Here is a 21,879-nt window from a genome sequence, read left to right as displayed (position 1 = left end):
AAAGTAGTCGGGCAGTGATAACACCTCACCGTGCTAAATCTACCCGACTTCATGATAATTATCATTTTACAGTTATCTATTGTATTCCGACATTTCCACTGTTTACTCCACCGTTCTCCTTATCAAGAGGCAGCCAGTCCAGGACTTTCTTAATATACCGATTCCAAAAATCCCACTCATGGCCTCCCGGTCCCTCTTCATAACAGCAGGTAATTCCCTTTATTTTCAGAAACTCTGCAAATTCCTGATTCTTTGCCCGCAGAAAATCTTCCGTTCCACAGCACAGATACACTTCCGGTATATCAATTTCTGATGCTGCAGCCCGCTCTGCAAGTGCAAAGTAATCACCGTCACTGCCTTCTCGCTGCTCTTGCTCTCCAAATACTGTCCGGTAAAAATTCTTACCGAAAACCGTCTGTGCCAAATCCTGCTTATCATTACATATATCATCAAAAATAAGTGCACTTGACAATCCGGCTATCCTTCCAAATGTACTGTGGTATTTCAAACCATTGATAATTGCCCCATAGCCTCCCATCGACAGTCCGCCAATAAAAGTGTCCTCTCTTCTGGATGAGAGCGGAAATAATTCTCTCATTTTTTCCGGAAGTTCTCTTCCGACAAACTCTCCGAAACGTTCTCCATTTGCCTTGCAATCCACATAAAAATGATTCTCACCAGATGGCATAATCACTGCCAGATTCTTTTCTTCCGCCCAACGCTGTATACAGGTTCCGCTGATCCAGTCTGTATAACTCCCAAAAATACCATGGAGCAGATATAAAGTCTGAAAAGGCTTTTTCTCCCCTGGCGCCTCTCCGGGCATATAGATCTTATCAAAGGGTATAACTGCATTAATCGTTACCGTCCGCATCAGACATTGTGACATAAAATTTACTTGTATAAGTGCCATACTTCATCCTCCTATTAAACAATACAACTTTTCCGGGACTTACCTGAAATACAAAGTATTACATTATCCCCATTTTTCCTGCATCAACCCGTATATTTCCTCATTCTGCATATGATTTTCCATATTTGTAACAAGGCATACACGCCTGTCCGATTCCGGATATAAAAATTCTCTTTGCCATTGATAAAAATGCGGCCCATCACCAAGATTTCTCAAATGGCTCATGAGCATATCCAGCACCCAGGCAGTTTGTTTCATATCAGTCAGACAGTCATTCGCATAAAATCCATTCCATTTTCCACTTTCCGTAATTCGCATACTGTCATTCGCCATACGGTAACTGTCCCTTGCCTTCCCCGTCAGATAAAAAGCCTTTGCATAGTTTCCTTTCTCCGACTCGGAAAATGCCTGGCAGACATTTACTCCCCCCTCATAACAATAAAAATAAATCTCAGCCTGTAAAAGAATAGAATGTTCAAAGAATGTTCTGGCATGTCCCGACAGCTTCATACGCGTGACCTGGCATTTTTCCAGATATTCCCCATAAGAAATCCTTGCTTTTTTACACAGTCTTTCATACCAGTTCATCTGTTGTTGCAGGGAATCTGCTTTTACTGCCCATCTAAGTTCATCCACGGGATTACCGGTGTTTTTCATCCATTGGCTTACAAGCATACGGGTTGTGTAATTGGCGAATTGCTCTCCCGCATGTTCATCCTCCTGATCTCCGTATGGCAGGGCAAATTCTGCATACTCCCGGATACGTTCTTCGATTTCCAAATTTTCTGCTGACTGACAGTAATATTTTTTCACATATTCATGCCGGTGATCAGCAGCCTCTGTTTTTCCGTCCTTCCACATAGCAGCCAGAAAATCCAGCACATATGTATGAGGTTTCACATTCGAGCAATTAATAATCCAGTAATCATCCACACCACGGTCCAAAGCCTGCTGAAGTTCTTTTTTTACAAATTCCATGGAATTCACAAACATTGTCATATGATTTGCTGCCTGCAGATCGTAAAAAGATGCATGATAATAGATTCCATGGCATCCTGTCAGCTTTCCCGGATTATCCGGTAAAGCCATTATACGCGGGTTATGATTATTCTGACGTCTGGATACCATTTTTCCATAGCCGTTATCAGCCCAGATTTTAATCACGTCTGTTGGCATATTCATAAAACCTTTCTGATAAAGTTCCATGGTTTCTCCATAGAGATTTGTACAACACAATGCTTTTGGATCTTCCGCCCTGACCAGATCGTACTGCAAACGAATTAAAGAACTGATTAAAGCCCCCCGTTCTGCTTCTGTTACATACCTGGAATCATGCTCCCAGAACGGGCAGTCCCCCTGACCTCGAAAGCCGAGATTCCACACGACTTTCTGCCCTCTCTGATTTTCTATTGCTTCCTTCCAAAGCCCCTGAAACAATTCCGGATACTCATCATAGGATGGATTCAGATTTGGATAACGTCTTGCAAACATTTCTGCACCCAGCGGCTCTGCATGATGATGTGTAATGTAAAGCCCCATTTGAGATGCCAGATGACAATAAATTCCAGAGTTTTTATCTGTTCCTGGTATTACCATATTTCCGCCAAGGCGAAGCAGTGCTTCGAATACCATTTCCCATGGCTTTGCTTTATCCCGGTCAATCTGCCATCCCTGCAGCAAAACCTCATCATTGATGAACCACCCTCTCAGCTTCACCCGGAAAGGTTCTGAAGCATAAGCAAAACCTTCTGCTATATTTATGAAAGGCTTCGGTTCCAAGCGCTGTTCATTCCAGAACCAGAAGTTTTCCACACCAAGGAAACGACGGCTGATCTCATAAATTCCATAAACAAATCCAAGCGTATCTCCAGCCTGCAGTACCAGATTTCCTTCCTTTTCCTTTAAATAGAATTGTTCCTCTTCCATATGCCTTTCTGTCAGTATAACCTCGCCTGACTGTTCATCAGAAGGGAGAAATACATCCTGTATATCTCTTTTGAGGTTATCAATGGCATGGTAAATAGCCGTATCCACCTTAGAACAGTTAATCTTTGTGTTTCTGTTGAAGAACATTGTCTCACTCTCCTTTATGATTCTTCCATAACTCAATTTATTTACGCTGTGATAGGTAATAAGAATATCTGTTTGTACCTGACCGGTTTTGCCAATTTATACTCAAGCACGATTGGTTCTGATCACAGGCGCCCTTAATATTCCCATAGGCTTAAGCTGATACTCCTCTGCCCAGGAATTGCCTTCAGTTCTCCAGGAATCCGCACCAACCCATGCTAAATCATCGCCAATCAGATGTACCTGTCCAAATCCATTAAACCGGTTTCCCAGACAAGTAATCTCCAGGGTATTTTTTCCAACAGGTACATCGGTAATCAAGATTTCATCAGGCAGAAATGCAATGTACCCCTTTTTTACTCCATTTAAAGATACTCTGAGTGCCGCGCCAGCATAATATGGCACCCCCACGAGCATATCTTGTCCGCCGTTATCTACTTCCATTTTATAAGTAAGATTTCCTGTATAGAACGGAAATCCCTGTTCTCCATAATTTCCAAAGTATAATGTTTTCAGTTTCTTACACAATTTCTTTTCCGGTCCCATAACCTGTACGCCAAATTCTCCAAGTAGATACATCCACTCCAGATTTGTACGTTTTCCAAATTGCATGTGCAGTACCAGTTCATTTTCTCCGGCTTTTACATCCGTTAGGGGAATTGTCTGAATACATTCATCTACATAGTAACCATCTGGATTCCTGTCTATTTTATTTCCATTCAGCTCTCCTTGGGTATATGCAGCTTCTTCCAGTGCCAGACGGCACCCACTCACAGCTTCTTCTGAGAAAAACCGGAATTTCAGATGCAGTACATGATCTCTGATATCCGCTTCCTGATCCACATATGGCTGAGCTACAAACTCGCTGCGCTTTTCATATCCCAGCTGTTCCCTTAAACGATTATCAATACTTAGCATGTCGGACTCTTCATGATATGTTCCATTATCTAACACATAATTACATCTGTCCAGCAAAAAGACATTCGGTTCCTCATTTTCATAACGTACGGGTTGCGCCGCTACGACACAATTGCAAACCTTTGTTTAAAGCGAATTGCCATTCCTCAATCAAAAAATATTTTTTCTCATCTGACATTTAAGGACCGTTCCGTTGCCATGTCTCAAGTATGCTCTATCAACATAAATGATTATTTCTATTATAAATGCTTGCTTATGTATTTTCTATGTGCATATTATTACAACAGTTGCTCCAGATTACCTCTTTATTACTTAATTTACAGATCACTTTATTCTGCCGTGATTCACCTGCACAAACGCCAAAAGCCTGAGAAAGTTAAAAGACTCCTCCTCAGGCTCATTTCTTAATATTGATATACTTTTATTTATTCTTCAAAAACACTTTTGCCACACTTGCAAATTCTTTTGCATTTGTCAACATAGACGGGTGCGCACCATCCGGAAATAAATGCAGTTTTCCATCTGGTATTTTTCTTAACATGCTCTGGTATACCTCTTCAATATCCATAATAGCTGCGTATTCATCATCTTTAAGACTGACAGACATCATAACCGGCACTTTAAGCTGGGTTAAATCTTTATGAAAAAAATTTTTAATAAACCTGTCATGTCTGATTATAACTTCTGTATCATTATCTACAACACTTTCCCAATCCTCGCCATGACAATATTCCCAAAGCATACATACAAACTCTCGCGTTTTCGATTTATTTCGTTCCTCAGATATAGTACTTGTCCATGCGTTAAGGGGGGTTTCTCCTTCCAGGCTGTCTGCTATCACTTTGTTAACTAACTCTTCATGCTCTAAAGCGACATTTAACGCAGTTAATGCACCGCCACTTGTACCAATTAAATTAACTTTACCATAGTCGTTGAGAGTTATGAGCTGTACAACCTGCATGGCTTGGTCATACCAAAAGTCGATCGGAAACTGTTCCAGCCTGTCAGAGTTTCCATGCCCCAAAAAGTCGATTAGAATCACTTTGAAATCCTTTTTATATAAATCAATAATTTGAGTAAACATTTTTGATGATAGGGTATTACCATGCAGCAATATTAATGGGAAGCCTGAACCAACTTCTTCATAGAAAATATTCTTATCTCCATACTTAAAATCGGCCATTTATTTGTTCCTCCTATTCGATTTTTTATTTTCATTATATCAGTAAAAGTATGGATACAAAACCTCACGTTCTTTCTTAAAACAAAAATGTGCCACTGTTATCATGGCACATTTCTAATTATAAATTATTCTGTTTAATGATCCTTTGTATGCTTTTTGTTGTCAAAAAATATTTCTCTGATAATCGCTGGACACTCATTCCATTTTGAAAATCTAAGTACATTTGATGGTTGCGGGAAGCCAGCAATTCTTTAGTATCTGTATTTTCTCCCCAATGTTTTTTGTTAGCTTTCTTTTTGGGAATATAAATCACTTTGCCCTCCACATATTTCTGCACTTGTTCTAAAAGCTCTTTCGGCAATAAATTAATTGAGTTTTGATAGCTCATTCTGCATCCTCCTGATTCCACTGATTTCAAATCTTTTTGGATTAACAAAGGCTATTATTACTCACGATATACAATATATTTAGCTGTTACGTGCAGTAGCCTTTGCTATGCACAAATTCTCATTCCCATAAGATACCCCTCTTTCTTTATGTTAAAAATATTTTAGCATATTTACTAACAACTGTCTTTATTTTTTATTTAAGAATTAACACCAAAATTAAACAATTCAGATAACCTTTCCACCCCTTACCTGAAGATTTATTTCCTTCTTTTTAATAGACTTTCCTATGGTATACAAATTTTGGACAAAAGTAAGCCATTGAATATGCGTATATGAATATTCAATGGCTTACTTTTATTTTATATTTATCATTGACAGTAAATGTACTTTTGTCGTAGAAGTCGAATAGATAAACAAGGTCTTTCAGTGCCTTGTTATTTTTATGCCTATATAAGAATACGAGGCACAGGAAGGAGAAATCAAAAATGAAAGCAAGTAATCAATTAACAATACTTAATATAGAAGAACATACCTACGAAGACATCTGTACCCACGACACCACAACCGGACTCATCGAATGTACTCACGCACAGGATCAGGGATGTGTCAGGGTTACAGAAATACAGGGGAAGTCGGAGCAGGTGCAGAGTACGCTGGGGAAGAATTTACTGGATTTAACTAAGTTAACTCCAAAAGTCGGAAATGACATCGGTATATCATCCTATAACGTCAAAGATGCATTCTCACTCACATTAAGCTGCACAAGCCCAAAAATGTATTCACTTATCTTTTTTGAACTTAACGGATTGACAGTTGGAAAAACATATAAGCCGTCTTCGGTTTAAACTGGGAAAAATACTGGAATAAATTTGGATGAAGCAACTGATAAAAATTTTGAGAATAGAACTCTTTCAGGAGTATCAGCTATAACAATAAAGCAGGTTACTTCTATCGGATAAAGTTTTATGCAAATATTTTTGGCACCAGTTCCACAGAAACTTACACAAATACTTACACGAATATCCAGTTGGAAGAAGGTTCCACACCAACAACCTACGAACCATTTACTCTCAACAGCCCAATTATCCAAGCGTTATTAATTATTGCGCATTTGCAACCAAATAGCAGCATTTACGAATATATTATGCCACTGTATGGTAGCATAACCAAGAGGTGAATTTATGTTCTTTAGAAGAATAGGTGATTTTAGAATTGATCATGATGAAACACAGGAGCAAATAGCTGAATTGCTAATGTGTCAAAGAGAGGTTTACAGACGATATGAGCAAGGTATCAGGGAAATTCCGGTGTGGGCAGCTATAAAATTGGCAGAGCATTATAATTGCAGTGTGGATTATCTTTTGGGTGTCTCGGATATAAAGAGACCATTTGGGGAGTAGGTGAAATTTAAAGGGCACGTGCGCAAGCGCTCTATTCACAAACAAGAATAGGGACGTATCATTTACGCCCCTTACTTCTTCATAATTCTATTAATTAAAATAGAGGTATACAAACATATACGTCTACTGTTACCGCTTATCATTTGTTTGCATATCTGTACTTTCCGTCCTCACCTGCTTCATATACTTCTTCAAAATCTTTCTGTTCTCCTAAATTAGTAAAGATCATTTTCATTTTAGGTGGTAGTGGCTCTAATAATATACAACTTTTCTGTGTATACATATTTTTAATTGTAATTTCCGATTGTTGGTATACTGGCTGAATATAATATTTTACAATTGCACCACTTGGTAATTCATGCATACTCAACCCATCAGCTGCATTAATCTCATATATTGATTTAAGTGAAAGCGATGAGATAATGTAAGATGGAATACCTTTATTTTTAGAATCATCATAGGTGTATTCTCCAATTGTAAAAGCCGATTCTCCATCTTCCTTTATTGTGATTTCTCTTTGGAATTCCCAATCTCCATATGTTATTGATAGTGCTTCTTTTTTTGCCACTTTCCAAAACAATCCACTAATTATTATCAAAATAATTACCACCACTATTATAACTATTAATAAAGTCTTTTTTTTCAATATTTTCACGTCCCTAAATTCTATTATTTAGAATATGTAAAGTGGAAATCTGGTTCTACCGCCTTATAAGCATACACAGTCTTCGTTTTTCCTGTGTCCTTATGACGTATTACTTGACCATTTTTATATGTTTTTTTAACTTCTTTTAGAGTCACCAGCGTTTTTTCGTAACATTTTTTATAATATCTTGTCGCTGATTGGTTTACTTTCAAAGGTTTACTCACTGCACCTACATAAAAAGCGCTATGTTTTGTAAAAGTGTAACCCAACTTAATTTCAATCTGTTTTTTTAAAGTAACACTTACGCTTCCAGATAATTCGCTTGAATAACCTGAAATGCTTCCTATAGTCGCTTGCTCCCCCTTTGATTTGGCAGTAAACGGTATCCCCAGTTTTATCCAACCACCCTTTGAGACATTAGTTGGTGTCCCTTTTGATTTATATGCCCACACATTAACATCGTAATAACTATAATCGTATGTAGAGATTCCACCATTGTAATCTTCGTCCTCTAATACGATGGCTTCATTTTTCAATGATAGGTCATCTTGTTCTTCTGCAAAAACATTAACAGATAACATAAGTGCCAACAAAAATGTAACTATAATTCCTCTAAAAAATTTTTTTCTCATATGCTCTTACTCCCTTCATCTGTTGAATTATTTGGTTTCTTTCTCAAGAAAGTTAAGCAATCTCGTTGAACACTATCCACCTACTTTCCTTTTATTATATATTGGCTTAACTTTGTTTTGTAATATCATATTTATATCACAAGAGTATGCTATACACAATATCATTTGCTTAACTGGTCATAATTCTTGACTAGTTGGTTGTAATCTCCATTTATTTTGAGCATAACATGAATAAAAAAATAGAGACATACAGTTATATAACTGTACATCTCTACTCTTTTATCTACATTTTATTCACATATAAGTTAAAATCAATCCGTAATCAACATCATAATATCTTCAATAGATTTTCCGCTTTCCTGAATCATATCGTAAAGCTGACCTAAAGCTTTTTCACGTTTCTTCTGCTCTAAACCTTTTTTCTCTTCTAATAATACGTCCATTTTTGACTGAACTTTTGCAATTTGCTCATCCAAAACTGCGATCTGATCATCAATTTTTCCTTTAGGTTGTTATTATTTTTACGACAATTTTACGACACTTATTTTGGTTGTTATTGTTGATGTTTTTAAAAGCGGTGTATTTTAGTGGTTGATGTAAGTGCTGTGAGTCCTTGATTTTACTAGGTTTTTCAGCGAAAATTAAAGGTCATTTATATTAATATTTTCTGTTGTGATGATAGACATAATATCATCAATTGTCTTTCCTCTCTCCTGAATCATATCATAGAGCAGGCCCAGGGCATCTTCTCTTTTCTTCTGCTCTAATCCTTTTCTCTGCTCTAACAAAGCATCCATTTTTGATTGCACTTTTGCAATTTGTTCATCCAAAACTGCGATTTGATCGTCAATTGTTTTTCTTTGACCTCTTGACATAATAAATTCCTCCAATATAATTTACATTTTTTTCTAATATTGTAAATCATTATTGACTTTTTGTCTATGTTTTATATAGGTATTTTATAAAAGTTTATATACTTATGGATGAACATTCTTTTCTCCTCAAATCTCTTTCACAAATGTTGTATAGATATATTTCTCCAGTTCTTTTAAAATATAGGAATCATTCATAAAAATGCCCCCCAATTCATCCATTGGCAATCGTTTTCTTATCTGCCAGCATTAAAGATATTCACAAAAATATTGTCAATCTTTCCAGAAAGTGCGATAATGAAAAAAATAATAAAAGGCGGCAGATCTCCATGATAACAGGTTTAACCATTTATATCGCAGCAAGTTATTGTACAGAAATAGTAATTCATTATTTAGGGTGTAAGATTCTGAATAAAAGAGTTCCCTGGATTCGTATTATCATTGCATCTCTTATCATCAATTTAACAATATCTCCTGTTTTATATCTGTTTATGACAGGATACCTCAAAACATTTCTTCCTAATAACCTGCTGTACTATTTACTGGATATGTCAGTAGTAATCATAAATCTTGTATCTATGTACATCATTTTTGAACGCAATGTTTTTAAGATCATCATTTCGGGTACGTTTGCCTATTTTATCTTTTACCAGACGTATCTGATTTCATTCTTATTTGTACCAATGCAGTTTGCATATAACAGCATTACAAATCAATTCATATCCTGTTCTGTTTTGATCCTATTTACGCTATTGATTGGAAAAGTGATTACCAGGCTTAACGTGATCTCCTTTGTAAACCGCTGTATGGCAAATAGGAAACATCGGATTTACGGATCCATCACCGGATTTTTACTGGCCGGCTCTTCAAATTATTTTGTGGTACTATCCCGCATTATCAAAGATTACAATACCCTGGTGGCTGTCATCGGTTTAGGTCTGCTGTTTTTATTTGCCGTGTTTTATCAATTTGCCACGAGAAATATAATTCATGAAGAAAATGAGAAATCCCAAAAAAATATTATTACCCAGCAGAATGCCTACATTCAAAGCCTGGAAGAGATACAAAAGGATGTGCGTATTTATCGTCATGATTTCAGAAATATTATGACAGGCATGTACCTGGACGTAAAAGAAGGAAAGACAGAGGCCATCGAAAATTATATGCAGGGGATGTTAAATGATTTCGACCAGCGTATCGGTGCCAAGATTCAGATTGCAAATCAAATGATGAATCTTGAAATTATTGAATTAAAAAGCCTTCTTATGACGAAACTCACCCTGATGCAGACACTCCATATTCCATATCATTTTGAAGTGATGTATCCGGTTAAAAAATGTGGTATAAATATTCAGGATCTTTTAAGATGTATTGGAATCCTGATTGACAATGCCATAGAAGAAGTTAAAAATACAGCCGGTAATATCGAAATCATAATTACAGCCCAGAGTGACTACGTGGATTTTTTCATTAGCAATTCTATTAAAGAACAGCCGGATTTATTGAAAATCTGGAAAAAGGGCTATTCCACAAAAGGGGTTAACAGGGGGCTGGGGCTGTACAGCTATCAGCAGATCGCAAATCAATATGCAAATGTCAGCTGTTTGACTGACTGCAGAGATGAACGTTTTTATCAGGAATTAAGAATAGGAGTTTAGATTAATGATACCAATACTGTTATGTGATGATGATGACAAAATAAGAAATGAAATTGCAAGGCAAGTTAACAACCAGATTCTGATTCAGCAGTATGATATGGAGATTGCTGTCAGTTGTGACAGCCCGGTTATCCTGTTGGAAGAATTAAAAAAGATAGTTACGAAAAGAAATATCTACTTTCTGGATGTTGACTTAAATCACCCGGAATATGACGGATTTCTCCTGGGAAAGAAAATCCGGGAACTGGATCCAAATGGAACCATCGTTTATATTACAAGTTTTAAAGACCTGGCATATAAGACGTTTCAGTATCATATAGAGGCCTTTGATTATATTGTAAAGGATAATCCACAGGCGCTTACAAATGCAGTCTCAGGATGTCTGTCTTCCCTGGAAAACCGATTGAAGAAGGAAAAAGCTGATCCCACAGAATATTACACTGTTAAAACCGGTGACTGCATACGAAATGTACCATTGGATGATATTCTTTTTTTTGAAACCTCTCCAAAATCTCATTTTATAATCCTCCATGGACTGAAACAAAGAATTGAATTTCTGGGAAATCTGAGCAATATAGAAAATAACCTGGGCGAGCGCTTTATTAAGATTCACCGTTCTTTTCTGGTAGCCGTCAATAAAATTGAAGAAATCGATTTAAAGCATAACACCGTTACCATCGGCGGGGAAATCTGCAGTATTTCCCGTAAAGAAAAATCTAAGCTGCTGGAACGTATCGGAAATTCATTGCGGCCAGCCTGACCCTTTTCACTGTTCTATTTCTCTTTTTTAACCGTTTAGGAATTCCCGGCTGCCATTCAGGAATTAACGTACCATATTCTGACAGAAAATGATATATTCATGTACGAAGAGCCTGTTAAACCTGGCTGCAAACTTTTATATGAGGAGGAAGGAACATGAATAAAGAATTTATCAGGTTAGAACATATTTCAAAGAAATTCAGTGATGGACTTGTGCTAAAAGATATCGATGCAAAGCTTAACAAGGGCGAAATCCTGGGCTTTCTGGGTCCAAGCGGAGCCGGCAAAACTACAACGATTAAAATCATTACCGGGCAGTTAAAGCAGACATCGGGTGAAGCCTATATTCTGGGCATTAATGCCCAAAATATTGACGAAACCATCTATGAACAGATTGGCATCGTAACCGACAGCAGCGGTATCTATGAATATCTGAGTGTCTATCAGAACCTGGAGTATTTTGCAAAAATCCTAAAAGTGGGAAAAGAGAGAATTACAGAAGTTTTAAAGCAGGTCGGACTATATGAACACCAGAAAAAAACAGCTGGTAAATTATCAAAAGGTCAGACACAGCGGCTGGTTCTTGCCAGAGCTGTTCTTCATAAGCCAAAAGTTCTGTTTCTGGATGAACCAACGTCTGGATTAGATCCATCCACAGCTATTGAAATCCATAAAATGCTGCTGCAAATGAAAAATGAAGGCATGGCAATCTTTCTGACTACTCACAACATGGAAGAAGCTACAAAAATGTGCGATCATGTGGCATTGCTCAATGAAGGAATCATTGTTGAATACGGTACACCCAAAGAGATCTGTCTGAAGTATAACAAGGTCAGAAAATACAGCATTCAATTAGAGGATGGTTCTGAACATCTTCTGGAGCAGGATGAAAAAAGCATCAGACAGATCAACAGCTGGATGACAGAAAATAAAATCCAGACGATTCATTCTTGTGAACCAACATTAGAAAGTGTATTCTTAGAAGTTACCGGGAGGGAATTATCATGAAAACAATCCATCTAAACAAGGTCCTGGCAATTGCACAGGTAAAAACGAAAGCATTTATGGGCAAGAACTGTATTATCATGCCGGTTTTTGCATTGGGATTCACGCTTCTCATGAAATTTCTCTACAGCAAAATGGGTTCATCTTCCTCTCCGGAATCACTCAACGCATATGTATTAAGTATGGGACTGGTTATGAATATCGGCATGACGGGTATTTATTGCCCCTGTCTGCTGCTGGCGGAAGAAAAAGAGAAAAAAACGCTGAGAGTTCTTATGACATCCTCTGTGAATGGATTAGAGTTCTTTTTAGGAAGTATTTTACCCGTATTTATTGTTACCGTTATCTTAAACTACATTTTGATGCCAATCAGCGGCTTTATCATTACAGGCAGCAACCTGGTGCTGTTTACCATTGTGTCTGTTATTTCCTCCCTGATCAGCTGTATTATTGGCATGATTCTGGGCATTTTTGCTAAGAATCAGGTCAGTGCCGGAACGCTTATGACTCCAGTACTGATGATATTTATTTTCATCCCCATATTCTCAGAAATTATTAAATCGCTGGCAGATATCTCGAAATTTATGTTTACCGGAATTCTTATGGAAATGACCATGAATATGGCATCCAATCCCGATAAGATTCTGAATGTCGGAAGTATTGCCATAATGCTGGCAGAGATTGTACTTTCTATTTTTGTTTTTCTCTTCTTTTATAAAAAAAATGGATTTGAGAAAGATTAGAAGACGCACAGAGCGATAAATGTATGGGGAGATAAAATATTGGGTTTAGTTGAGAAACCCAGCTTTGTATCAACGAATGCTATCTCGGAAAGATGGGTGTGGGAAACTGGTATGGGCGGAGGAAACGTAGAGCAGAGCTGACGGAGTCCATGCCAGTTTCCCACACCCATCTTTCTGCACACTACCTATCATTTACAAAGCGTCTTAATCAGCGAAACCCAAATTCAAGAAATTGTTCGCTGTAGCACTAGAGCGTGTTTTAAAATTGCTTTCTGGCAGCTGTGCGTCACAGTTTGTGGGAGATTTGTCCCGGATGAAGGGCGCGTAGCGGGCTACGTAACCTGAATTCGGGGCAAATATGCCGCAAAGTGGGGCGTGCAGATGGCAGGAATGAATTTTCAAACACGCTCTAGTACCAGCCCCTATCTCTCCCTTCGCATCTCCACAATATCATACAAATCCTCAAAAGATATCTTAGTATTCACAATCTTCAGGATTCTTGCAGTATCATCTATTCTGGACACCATACCCGTCAACTTCAGGTATTCATTTTTACAGAAATATACGACTGTTACAATATCATTTTTCTGCACCTGGCGAAGTTTCCGGCTCAGTTCTTCCTGATATTCTTCTAATAGTTCAATCTTCGGGACCACAATTTTTTCTTTCTTCCGTAAAACTTCCGGATACCCTTTTAATGCAGCGAACGGCATAAACTGTTTTGCCCGTTCTTCTCTGGTCATTTTAGACACCACTTTTATGCCCTCCTATCTGGCGGTTCCGCTCCATTGTAGTTGCCCCTTCCTGCAGGTTCATCCCCTTTAGAATTGCATTTTTTCCGAACTTCTCTTTGATATCCAGCATTGCTTTCTGCATCTTATGTTCCCTTTCCAGCTCTGCAGGATCCGTAAATAAATCATACTGCTGATACATCTCATCCACAACGTTATTAAAAGTTAAATATACTCTGTGCACAGGAGTGTGCCTGTCCACGATCTTTTCATACAGCCTCTGTGTATAGGCGATGATCTGCTTTGCGGAGCTGGTGGTCACGGTCATGGATGTTGTCCCATGTGACGATTTCTTCTCAATGCGGTTAGAATAGCCCACATAGAGGGTAATGGAATCCGTAACAAGACCTTTATCCACCAATTCCAGACAGAGTAAATCCGCCATTTCTTTTACGATAAGCTTTCCTTTTTCATAGTCATAATCGCAGCCCAATACCTGACCGCTGGATATGGAATTTGACTTGGACTTATATGCTTTGATATCTGCCATTGTAGTCGTTTCTCTTCCCCAGGCATGATCAATCAGTAATTCCGCATCAATACCAAACAGCTTGTACAGCATCGACTCATCTGCTGCCGCAACCTGCTTCATCGTATATATGCCCATCCGTTCCAGCCGTTTTGCAATTCCTGCACCTACCCTCCAGAAATCTGTGAGCGGCTTATGGCTGCTCAACGTCTTCCGGTAAGCTTCTTCATCCAGAATACCAATATGGTCTTCCACGTGTTTTGCCGTTATATCAAGGGCAATCTTCGCAAGATACAGGTTTGTTCCAATCCCACAGGTTGCCGTAATTCCTGTAGTATCAAGGATATCCTTCATGATTTGCATACTCAGTTCTTTTGACGTCATCTGATACATGGCTAAATAGTCCGTTACGTCCATAAATACTTCATCAATCGAGTAGACATGGATATCTTCTTTTGCTATATATTTCAGATAGATGGCATAGATTTCTGCGGAATATTCCATATATAACTGCATTCTGGGCGGTGCCATTATATAATCTATATGTGCCGGAATCTGGAATACCCTGCATCTGCCCGGAACCCCCTGCTCCTTCATGGACGGTGAAACAGCCAGACATATTGTCTTCTCTGTCCGTTCCGGATCCGCTACTACAAGATTGGTTGTCATTGGATCAAGACCGCGCTCTACGCACTCCACCGAAGCGTAGAATGATTTCAAATCAATACAGACATAGATTTTATTTTGTGACATCCATTTCACCTCACTCTTATTTTAATCCGGACCGTGTCAGAATATTCATCCATCTGCACGCAAAAGCCCTGCCATTTAACCTGGCAGGACTACTTGCTGCAACTATTTTCATAATCACTATTCCTGTTTATCTTTTAATTACATTTTATTGATACACGATGAATCGTCCATCTTTAGCCGGAGTAATGGTACCTGCTGATGTAACCGCCTTAGTTACAATATCATATGATAAGATATCCGTCTTTGAACAATTTTGCAGACACTCTTCTGGTACGGAGCCTTCCGTAACAGCAATTGTGTAACTGCGCGCAGTATCAATTGCCTTCCCATCCGCCGCAGTGATTTTTTTCACTCTGCTGCCAGGCTCTGCCGTAGGGTCAAATTCTATTTTAAGTCCGGAAAAATAATAAAACCATCCGGTCTGGTTATTCTCCACACTCACAGAATATTCAAGTACTTTCCGTAAATCCTCACCACTTATGGATGCCTTCCATAATGCTCCACTATCGTTGGCTTTTAAATCCGGCATAATGCGGTCTATATCTGCAGCAGTAATATCCCCGGCATATATCCGTCCGCTGATACCCTTGCCGTTGTAGCATCCATCCTTGCCATTGTCAAGAATAAGTGCCAGTTCACAGTCTCCCCAGGCACGCATGGCATCAGCCACAAAGCTGCCTGTGTCTGTCAGTGTAAAACTCTCGCTTGCTTTGCCCAGTACCTTTGAAGGCTCCGCCGCCGGCGGTGACAGATTCTGTTCATCTACCATGCTGATAACCGCTGCCTTGCTAAGCTTCCCCTCCAACATCCCGGCAAGACCTTCCTGCAATGCATCCTGGGCATTCTCCAATGTAGGAAATACTGCATAGCGGCCCTGGTTCAATGCCGGAAGCAGCTCTTCTATTTCAGGAACATCCGGCGGTGCTGCATCAATCAGGCTTGAGAACATCGCGCCTGTATCCGCCGCAAGTGTCTGCTGGCCTTCAACTGTAGATATATAATTCATCAGCTCCATAACAAGTTCATATTTCTCCTTGTTGTCCGACTCTGCCAGATGCTTGTTGAGCCCAATATAACATACCATATAGAGACGTGCCCAGTCATTATTACTACCGGGATTAAAAAATGGCATAAGGGCAAATTCATCCGTAGTACCGGTTTGTTCATATCCCATTTTTGCCATCAATGATGAATCCTCCACCATTGCACATTGACGGGTAAAAAGCATCTTCTCCCGTTCCGAATAATTAATATCCAAATCAGACGATTTCCATACGCCGGCATCTATCATTTGCCGGAACACATCCAGTGCCCCGTCAAAGTGCTTGCCGAAGCTGCCTTTTCCCTGATTGTAATCATCCATCCATTCCAAATCCTGTGGACGGCTAAAGTAACTGCCAAAATTGTAGCCCGTAAAAGCAGTAGCCAGTACTTCGGGATTCTCAAATCCCAATTGAATGGAACGGATACCACTGGCTTCAATTGTCTGACACAATTTCAGAAAGCCTTCAAAGTCCTCGGGTATTTCCCAGCCATTTTCCTGAAACAGCGTTTTATTATATACAATCCCCCTTACCTGAGCCGGTCCGGGCAGATAATAGAGCTTTCCATCTGTGGAAATATCATTTAACATGGATGTATTATAGCGGCTGGAGAATTCCATTCCGGAAAGATCCAGCAGCCGGTCACTCCAATACTCCTTGCCCACATCTAAAGGCCAGGTCATGACGATATCCGGAAGATCGTCATGTTCCAATCGTGCAGCATATTCCTCTATTCCCATATTACGTGTAAAATTTCCAACCTGTACGATATCAATTTCAGGAAACTTTTCCTCTACCGCCTTTTCAAACTCATTAATGGAAAATGCATACTTAACCAGAACTGTTATTGGTGTCTTACCCTTAGCGATAGCCTTCTGGGTTAAAATATCTTCATTGTCCGAAACCTTTGCCCCACAGCCCGGCAAACATAGCAGAAGTGTCATCATAATTATGATCATTAACACTCGCCTCTGAATCTTCTCAGATCGTTTAAGCACTCTCATCAGTTCCCCCTCTTAACAAGAAACGTTATCTGTCACTAATTTTTCAAACGCTGGGATATCCATTGGCCTTGCAAAAACGTACCCCTGTATGTAGTCGCAGCCTGCGCGTTTGAGCATGTCTACCTGCTCCCGTTCTTCCACGCCTTCGGCAACTGTTTCCATTGACAACGCTTTTGCCATGCTTATAATATTTGTTACCACAGCCTCTGTGCGGCTCAAATCAACACCTTCTCCATGGAAAAATATTTTATCCAGTTTAAGTACATCAACCGGAATCGTCTGTATCAGATTCAGTGAAGAATATCCGCTGCCAAAGTCGTCCATTGAGCATTCAAATCCTGCTGCCTTAATATTCCGGATAATATGAATCAGACGGCTGCTATTTTCCAGCACCATACTTTCTGTTACCTCAATTTCAATCAGTGACCTATCCATGTTATACTTATCGGCGATCCGGATGTATTCAAAAAGGAAATTGTTATCTCTGAAATGCAGACGGGAACAGTTCACTGATATTCTTACCTGTGTCATTCCCTGATCAATCCATCTGCGTAATGTGCGGCAAACCGTTTCAAACACAAATAAATCCAGTTGGATGATAAAACCGTTTTTTTCAAAGAGTGGAATAAACTCATCCGGATATATCATACCCTCCGTGACACTCTTCCAGCGGACAAGAGCCTCCGCACCGCCAATTCGTTCCTCCGGCAACCGGTACTTGGGTTGTAAAAATACCACAAACTCTCCGTTGTTAAGCGCTGTTTCCATTCTGTCTTCCAGCTGCTTTTCACGGAGAAGCTGACGGCGCACCCCATCGTCATAAAAAGCACATCGCAGCTTACTGTCAACTGTACGGTGTGTTTCACGTAAAGCCAGCTTTGCCCTGTCAATCATTTGCGGGAATGTCAGAGTACTGTTCTCAATCACATAAATGCCAAATTCCATAATCGGCAGGCTCCATGCCACATTCATATCCAGAACATTCTGCTCCGCTTCTGTGTGCCATCTGCCGAATTTCTCCAGTAATTCCGATTCATTGGAAAACTCCATTAGTATACAGAAATTATCTGCTGACTGCCTTCCCATACACTCTCTTTCCGATATCTTTTTGTTCATAAATTCGCTGAAAAACCGCAAAATGGCATCACAGTTAATACGTCCAATTTCATCATTAAGCACTTTGAACTTGACAATATTGGTGTAAACCAGTGCATATTGCATATTATGATCCGAAGTAAGCAGCTCCTCTGCCAACTCATAAAAACGCTGTATCGTATGTCCACCGGTTATATCATCCACATAAGCAATCTGTTCCAGCTTGCGTTTATGATTGTTAAAAATATACACCAGTGCCGCCGCCAGTCCGGCAAAAGTAATGGTGATCAATCCACATATTATCAGCGTAGATTGCAGCAGTAAATTTGACTTTTCGTTTACAACCTCTACCGGAACAAAGGAAAGCAGGTACCAGTCATCCGGAGCTACCGGAGTATAGACCATATAAGTCTCCTGACCATCCAATTTAAAACGGATCTGCCCGGATGCATTGACAGACATTTCCTGCATCACATCGTCCAGTTCCTTTTCCCCGATGATTAATCCTTCCAGGGTAGAAAAGATATTGTATCCGCTCTTAAAGGCATAAGTGGAAGATGAACGTACCACAACAGCCCCCTTCATGGTTACAATCTGGGAATATGCCTGATCGTTGAATGATGACATTGACAGCACCTGGTCAAAAGAAGACGGAGCGTAGCTCACAGCCAGTGCAACTATGTTTTTACCGTCAATGCTCATGTTGTCCAGTGGAACGGAAAACAGTATGTACTCCTTATTTTGGATTATCTGAGTGGTTGACATCGAGTCCTTTCCACTGAGCAGATCCTTCCGAACCGATTTATCAAGTGTGAGAAAGGTCTGTGTATTGCTTAAATCATATGCCGTGCCATCCGTATCGATAAGAAAAATGCTCTCATAGCTCAAGCCTTCCTTTTGCTTCTGCAGCATTTTCTTAGCTTCATCCATTCGACTGATGTCTGCATATTCCAGGGAAGCCGCCATTGTATGAAGGACATCGTAATTGTCATTAACAATACGATCCACATTTTCTCCTATACGTCTTGAGATCTCCTGGAGATATGCTTCACTCTCCTCCCGTATTGTGGAAGATAACCGACTGTAATATTGAAAGCTAAATATAGTAATAAGGATACATATAATAAAAAATATCAAAAATACTCTGTGATACATCCTTAAACTAAAAAAAGGATTTTTCTTTTCCTTCCGGATCATTTTGCTTCCTCCCACTTTCTTTTATGAGAACAGTTGATTTTATAGTATTATTATAACACAATTTTAAAATCTGTCGATATGTGTATAGTGAATATATAATCAATTTTTTTGAAAAAAATTTCTTTATATATACCTTAATTGTCGTAAAATTCGCAATTAACATAAGCACAGACTGTTTTCAGCCCAAAAGGCATGCCGGAGCATATTTTTATTTTAAAATATCGTTAATAAGTCGGCTCATTTCTTCCGGCGACCTGCGTGGTTCTTCCTCAGACCACAGAACCGTTGCTTTCCAGAACCCTGCAAGTTTCACTGCAAAAGCAAATTTATATCTTTTGTAATATTCCGCCAGTTCTTCTTCATCCAGATGGTCCGGCACATGTCCCACTTTTTTGGCAACCTCATATATAAGTGAAAGCAGATGATCTTCTATAAAATAAAGCAGATGTGCTTTGTTCATTAACATCAGTATATCAACATGATTTTCCCAGAACTCAAAATATGATTTCGCAATACTTTCCTGTGTTTCTGCATGATTAATTATAATTGTATTTGCAAATTCATTCATGAGAAGCTTCGTAGTATATTCGATCACTTCGTTTTTTGTTTTAAAATAGCGGTAAAAGGTTCTTCTTCCCAATCCGGCTTTATTGACTATCTGGGAAATTGTAATATCCTGATAATCTTTACGCCTCAATAAATCAAATAGTGCATCTATAATCCATTTTTTAGTTTTGTTTTCTTCCTTCAAATTCATCGATCTACTCCTTATTGGCACAAAAACCGTATTCTCTGCGTAGATTTTGGAATACCCCCATAAATTTTTTCCCACTTTCCATTATGTAACAGTTCATATTGTGCAAAGGAACAGGGCAGGCCATTTGCAGCGGTGATATCAGAACTGTCCATAAGCTGAAAATGCAGATGGGGAAACATGGAGTTTCCAGTATGGCCAATGTTCCCCAGAACATCTCCTCTTTTCACCGTTTGCCCGACTGACACTCTGATAGAATCAGGTTGCAGATGGCAGAATGCTGCATAGACACCATTACCATGTTTCAGAATGATGTAATTACCGGTTAAATTTTTTATATCATCGCTCCCAGGATTAAATTTACTGTTAGCTCTGGCACGTTTGAAATCTGAAAACAATCGTGCCTTTTCTCTTTCGAGGCAATGCTCTTCTATTTCTACAATGGTACCCTCACATGGAGCATAGATATCCTTTCCATAACAATAACACTTGTTCACAGGTACACCGGACAGAAGATAGTGTAAGGGAGTGACGCTATAACAGGGATTCCCTTTTTGCATCCAATCCACCTGAAGAAAGTCGTAGGCATATCTCGTTCCTAATATATTTGTTCCGTGGCTGGGAATACGTGTCCCCGGCGTATTCGGGACGGACCATTCACCCCGTAGAGGAAAATCAACAACAATTGGTTTCATGAGTTCTTCCATTTACACCTCCATTTGAGCTTCCGGATTATAAGCTTCCGGCTTATAAAAAACATGCCTCAATTCTGTAAATAAATCATCCAATGCTTTTTCCATAGCTGTATAGTCTAAATGCGAATACTCGGAATTTCTGATGTCTTCTAACATCTGATTGGCAAATCCAGTACACGACCATAAAATTATATGTTTACTTTTTTCGATCTCTAAATCCGGTCTGAATTTGGATTTGTCTATGGTATCAAATATTGTTGGATAGCAATCTGCATCCTTCTTGCTGCTTCTCTCCTTTAATTCATTATTTATTTCACTGGAATTGGTAACCGCAGAAAGTTTATTAAATTCAAATATCCAAGGATATTCTTTTAATAATTTAATCTGCAGTAAATAAGATTGATGCAGCCTCTTTAATAAATCCAATTCATCATAATTGATTAACTGGTAATATTCTTTATTAAGCAGTTCCGAAAAGTAGTCAAAAACAAATAGAAAAAGTTCTTGTTTACTTCCTATATAATGAAACATTAAGGCTTTGGAAAATCCGGCTTCCTTCGCAATCACATTTGTTGAAGCGTTGTCAAATCCCCGTAGTGCAAATTCTTTTAGTGCGGCATTCAAAATAGCATTGCGGCGGCTTGTATCTAAATCTGATAATTTGGCTGGCATGTATTTCCTCCTCATCTGCTGGCTTTTATATAGGTTCATATATATGCGATGATATTGACCTTATAGGTTAATGCCATTGTACATCTTTTTACCTGACAGGTCAATGGATTTTTCGGCATCTATTCAAACTTTATGGACTATTAGATTAGAAAAATAATGCATAGACGAACTTTTTGGTATATGGTAATAATTAAATAATACATTTATTTACAAACGTA

Annotated in this window: 23 protein-coding genes; 6 read left to right on the top strand and 17 right to left on the bottom strand. The window is 38.9% G+C overall.

Annotated elements, in window-relative coordinates:
* Positions 1-76: 76 nt before the first annotated feature.
* From CD03_RS0104255 to CD03_RS0104235, 5 genes are all read right to left on the bottom strand, one after another.
* Positions 77-913 (bottom strand): alpha/beta hydrolase, encoded by an 837-nt coding sequence (locus CD03_RS0104255; protein ID WP_027292566.1) that lies wholly within the window; start codon positions 911-913, stop codon positions 77-79.
* Between the two features lie 63 nt (positions 914-976).
* Entirely contained in the window at positions 977-2,986 is a 2,010-nt protein-coding gene (locus CD03_RS0104250) for a glycosyl hydrolase 115 family protein (protein ID WP_044288897.1), read from the bottom strand.
* A 102-nt stretch (positions 2,987-3,088) separates the two neighbouring features.
* The gene (locus tag CD03_RS0104245) at positions 3,089-3,937 is read right to left on the bottom strand and encodes a hypothetical protein (protein ID WP_197041620.1); all 849 of its coding nucleotides are present in this window, start codon (positions 3,935-3,937) and stop codon (positions 3,089-3,091) included.
* Between the two features lie 385 nt (positions 3,938-4,322).
* Positions 4,323-5,084 carry an alpha/beta fold hydrolase gene (locus CD03_RS0104240; protein WP_027292563.1) on the bottom strand — a complete coding sequence of 254 codons (762 nt, stop codon included), beginning with the start codon at positions 5,082-5,084 and terminating at the stop codon, positions 4,323-4,325.
* Between the two features lie 118 nt (positions 5,085-5,202).
* Positions 5,203-5,472, bottom strand: a complete 270-nt coding sequence (locus CD03_RS0104235) for a CD3324 family protein (RefSeq protein WP_027292562.1) — start codon at positions 5,470-5,472, stop codon at positions 5,203-5,205.
* Between the two features lie 486 nt (positions 5,473-5,958).
* Here CD03_RS0104235 and CD03_RS0104230 point away from each other — a divergent pair, with 486 nt between their 5' ends.
* Both CD03_RS0104230 and CD03_RS0104225 read left to right on the top strand, forming a co-directional pair.
* Positions 5,959-6,318, top strand: coding sequence for a hypothetical protein (locus tag CD03_RS0104230; RefSeq protein WP_027292561.1), 360 nt, complete (start codon positions 5,959-5,961; stop codon positions 6,316-6,318).
* 336 nt (positions 6,319-6,654) lie between these two features.
* On the top strand, positions 6,655-6,873 hold the full coding sequence (locus CD03_RS0104225; RefSeq protein ID WP_027292560.1) for a helix-turn-helix domain-containing protein: 219 nt from the start codon (positions 6,655-6,657) through the stop codon (positions 6,871-6,873).
* 139 nt (positions 6,874-7,012) lie between these two features.
* On the opposite strand, the gene CD03_RS0104220 is transcribed toward CD03_RS0104225, so the two are convergent.
* The 4 genes from CD03_RS0104220 to CD03_RS0104205 all read right to left on the bottom strand — a co-directional run bounded on the left by CD03_RS0104220 (position 7,013) and on the right by CD03_RS0104205 (position 9,026).
* Positions 7,013-7,519: a hypothetical protein gene (locus CD03_RS0104220; protein WP_138002892.1), complete on the bottom strand. Its 507-nt coding sequence runs from the start codon at positions 7,517-7,519 to the stop codon at positions 7,013-7,015.
* Positions 7,520-7,542: 23 nt separating this feature from the next.
* A complete protein-coding gene (locus tag CD03_RS0104215; protein WP_027292558.1) occupies positions 7,543-8,151 on the bottom strand; it encodes a hypothetical protein in 609 nt (202 codons plus the stop codon).
* 311 nt (positions 8,152-8,462) lie between these two features.
* On the bottom strand, positions 8,463-8,627 hold the full coding sequence (locus CD03_RS37720; RefSeq protein WP_156042771.1) for a hypothetical protein: 165 nt from the start codon (positions 8,625-8,627) through the stop codon (positions 8,463-8,465).
* 165 nt (positions 8,628-8,792) lie between these two features.
* The gene (locus CD03_RS0104205; RefSeq protein ID WP_027292557.1) at positions 8,793-9,026 is read right to left on the bottom strand and encodes a hypothetical protein; all 234 of its coding nucleotides are present in this window, start codon (positions 9,024-9,026) and stop codon (positions 8,793-8,795) included.
* A gap of 326 nt (positions 9,027-9,352) precedes the next feature.
* On the opposite strand from CD03_RS0104205, the gene CD03_RS35760 reads away from it, so the two are divergent.
* The 4 genes from CD03_RS35760 (at position 9,353) to CD03_RS0104180 (ending at position 13,188) form a co-directional block, all read left to right on the top strand.
* A complete protein-coding gene (locus tag CD03_RS35760) occupies positions 9,353-10,681 on the top strand; it encodes a sensor histidine kinase (protein WP_156042769.1) in 1,329 nt (442 codons plus the stop codon).
* Positions 10,682-10,685: 4 nt separating this feature from the next.
* On the top strand, positions 10,686-11,441 hold the full coding sequence (locus tag CD03_RS0104190) for a LytR/AlgR family response regulator transcription factor (protein ID WP_027292556.1): 756 nt from the start codon (positions 10,686-10,688) through the stop codon (positions 11,439-11,441).
* Between the two features lie 155 nt (positions 11,442-11,596).
* On the top strand, positions 11,597-12,448 hold the full coding sequence (locus tag CD03_RS0104185; RefSeq protein ID WP_027292555.1) for an ABC transporter ATP-binding protein: 852 nt from the start codon (positions 11,597-11,599) through the stop codon (positions 12,446-12,448).
* Positions 12,445-13,188 (top strand): ABC transporter permease, encoded by a 744-nt coding sequence (locus tag CD03_RS0104180; RefSeq protein ID WP_052377658.1) that lies wholly within the window; start codon positions 12,445-12,447, stop codon positions 13,186-13,188. The genes CD03_RS0104185 and CD03_RS0104180 overlap by 4 nt, the downstream gene beginning before the upstream one ends.
* A gap of 204 nt (positions 13,189-13,392) precedes the next feature.
* Here CD03_RS0104180 and CD03_RS39355 read toward each other — a convergent pair whose 3' ends face one another.
* The 8 genes from CD03_RS39355 to CD03_RS32335 all read right to left on the bottom strand — a co-directional run bounded on the left by CD03_RS39355 (position 13,393) and on the right by CD03_RS32335 (position 21,661).
* A complete protein-coding gene (locus CD03_RS39355) occupies positions 13,393-13,590 on the bottom strand; it encodes a DUF6783 domain-containing protein (protein WP_081820107.1) in 198 nt (65 codons plus the stop codon).
* A gap of 20 nt (positions 13,591-13,610) precedes the next feature.
* Positions 13,611-13,931, bottom strand: coding sequence for a YolD-like family protein (locus CD03_RS0104170; RefSeq protein ID WP_027292553.1), 321 nt, complete (start codon positions 13,929-13,931; stop codon positions 13,611-13,613).
* Between the two features lies 1 nt (position 13,932).
* Positions 13,933-15,201 (bottom strand): Y-family DNA polymerase, encoded by a 1,269-nt coding sequence (locus tag CD03_RS0104165; RefSeq protein WP_027292552.1) that lies wholly within the window; start codon positions 15,199-15,201, stop codon positions 13,933-13,935.
* Between the two features lie 145 nt (positions 15,202-15,346).
* Positions 15,347-17,248, bottom strand: coding sequence for an extracellular solute-binding protein (locus tag CD03_RS0104160; RefSeq protein WP_027292551.1), 1,902 nt, complete (start codon positions 17,246-17,248; stop codon positions 15,347-15,349).
* 12 nt (positions 17,249-17,260) lie between these two features.
* Entirely contained in the window at positions 17,261-19,498 is a 2,238-nt protein-coding gene (locus CD03_RS0104155; protein ID WP_330377156.1) for a bifunctional diguanylate cyclase/phosphodiesterase, read from the bottom strand.
* A 250-nt stretch (positions 19,499-19,748) separates the two neighbouring features.
* Entirely contained in the window at positions 19,749-20,297 is a 549-nt protein-coding gene (locus CD03_RS35755; RefSeq protein WP_052377657.1) for a TetR/AcrR family transcriptional regulator, read from the bottom strand.
* Between the two features lie 11 nt (positions 20,298-20,308).
* Positions 20,309-21,001: a M23 family metallopeptidase gene (locus tag CD03_RS0104145; RefSeq protein WP_027292549.1), complete on the bottom strand. Its 693-nt coding sequence runs from the start codon at positions 20,999-21,001 to the stop codon at positions 20,309-20,311.
* Complete coding sequence (locus tag CD03_RS32335) at positions 21,002-21,661, bottom strand: TetR/AcrR family transcriptional regulator (RefSeq protein ID WP_044288894.1); 660 nt, start codon at positions 21,659-21,661, stop codon at positions 21,002-21,004.
* Positions 21,662-21,879 lie beyond the last annotated feature (218 nt).

Origin of the sequence: Robinsoniella sp. KNHs210 (assembly GCF_000686105.1) — a bacterium.
Lineage (GTDB): Bacteria > Bacillota > Clostridia > Lachnospirales > Lachnospiraceae > Robinsoniella > Robinsoniella peoriensis.
The sequence above is the reverse complement of the archived record's forward strand: the minus strand, read 5'-3'. Positions and strand labels throughout refer to the sequence as shown.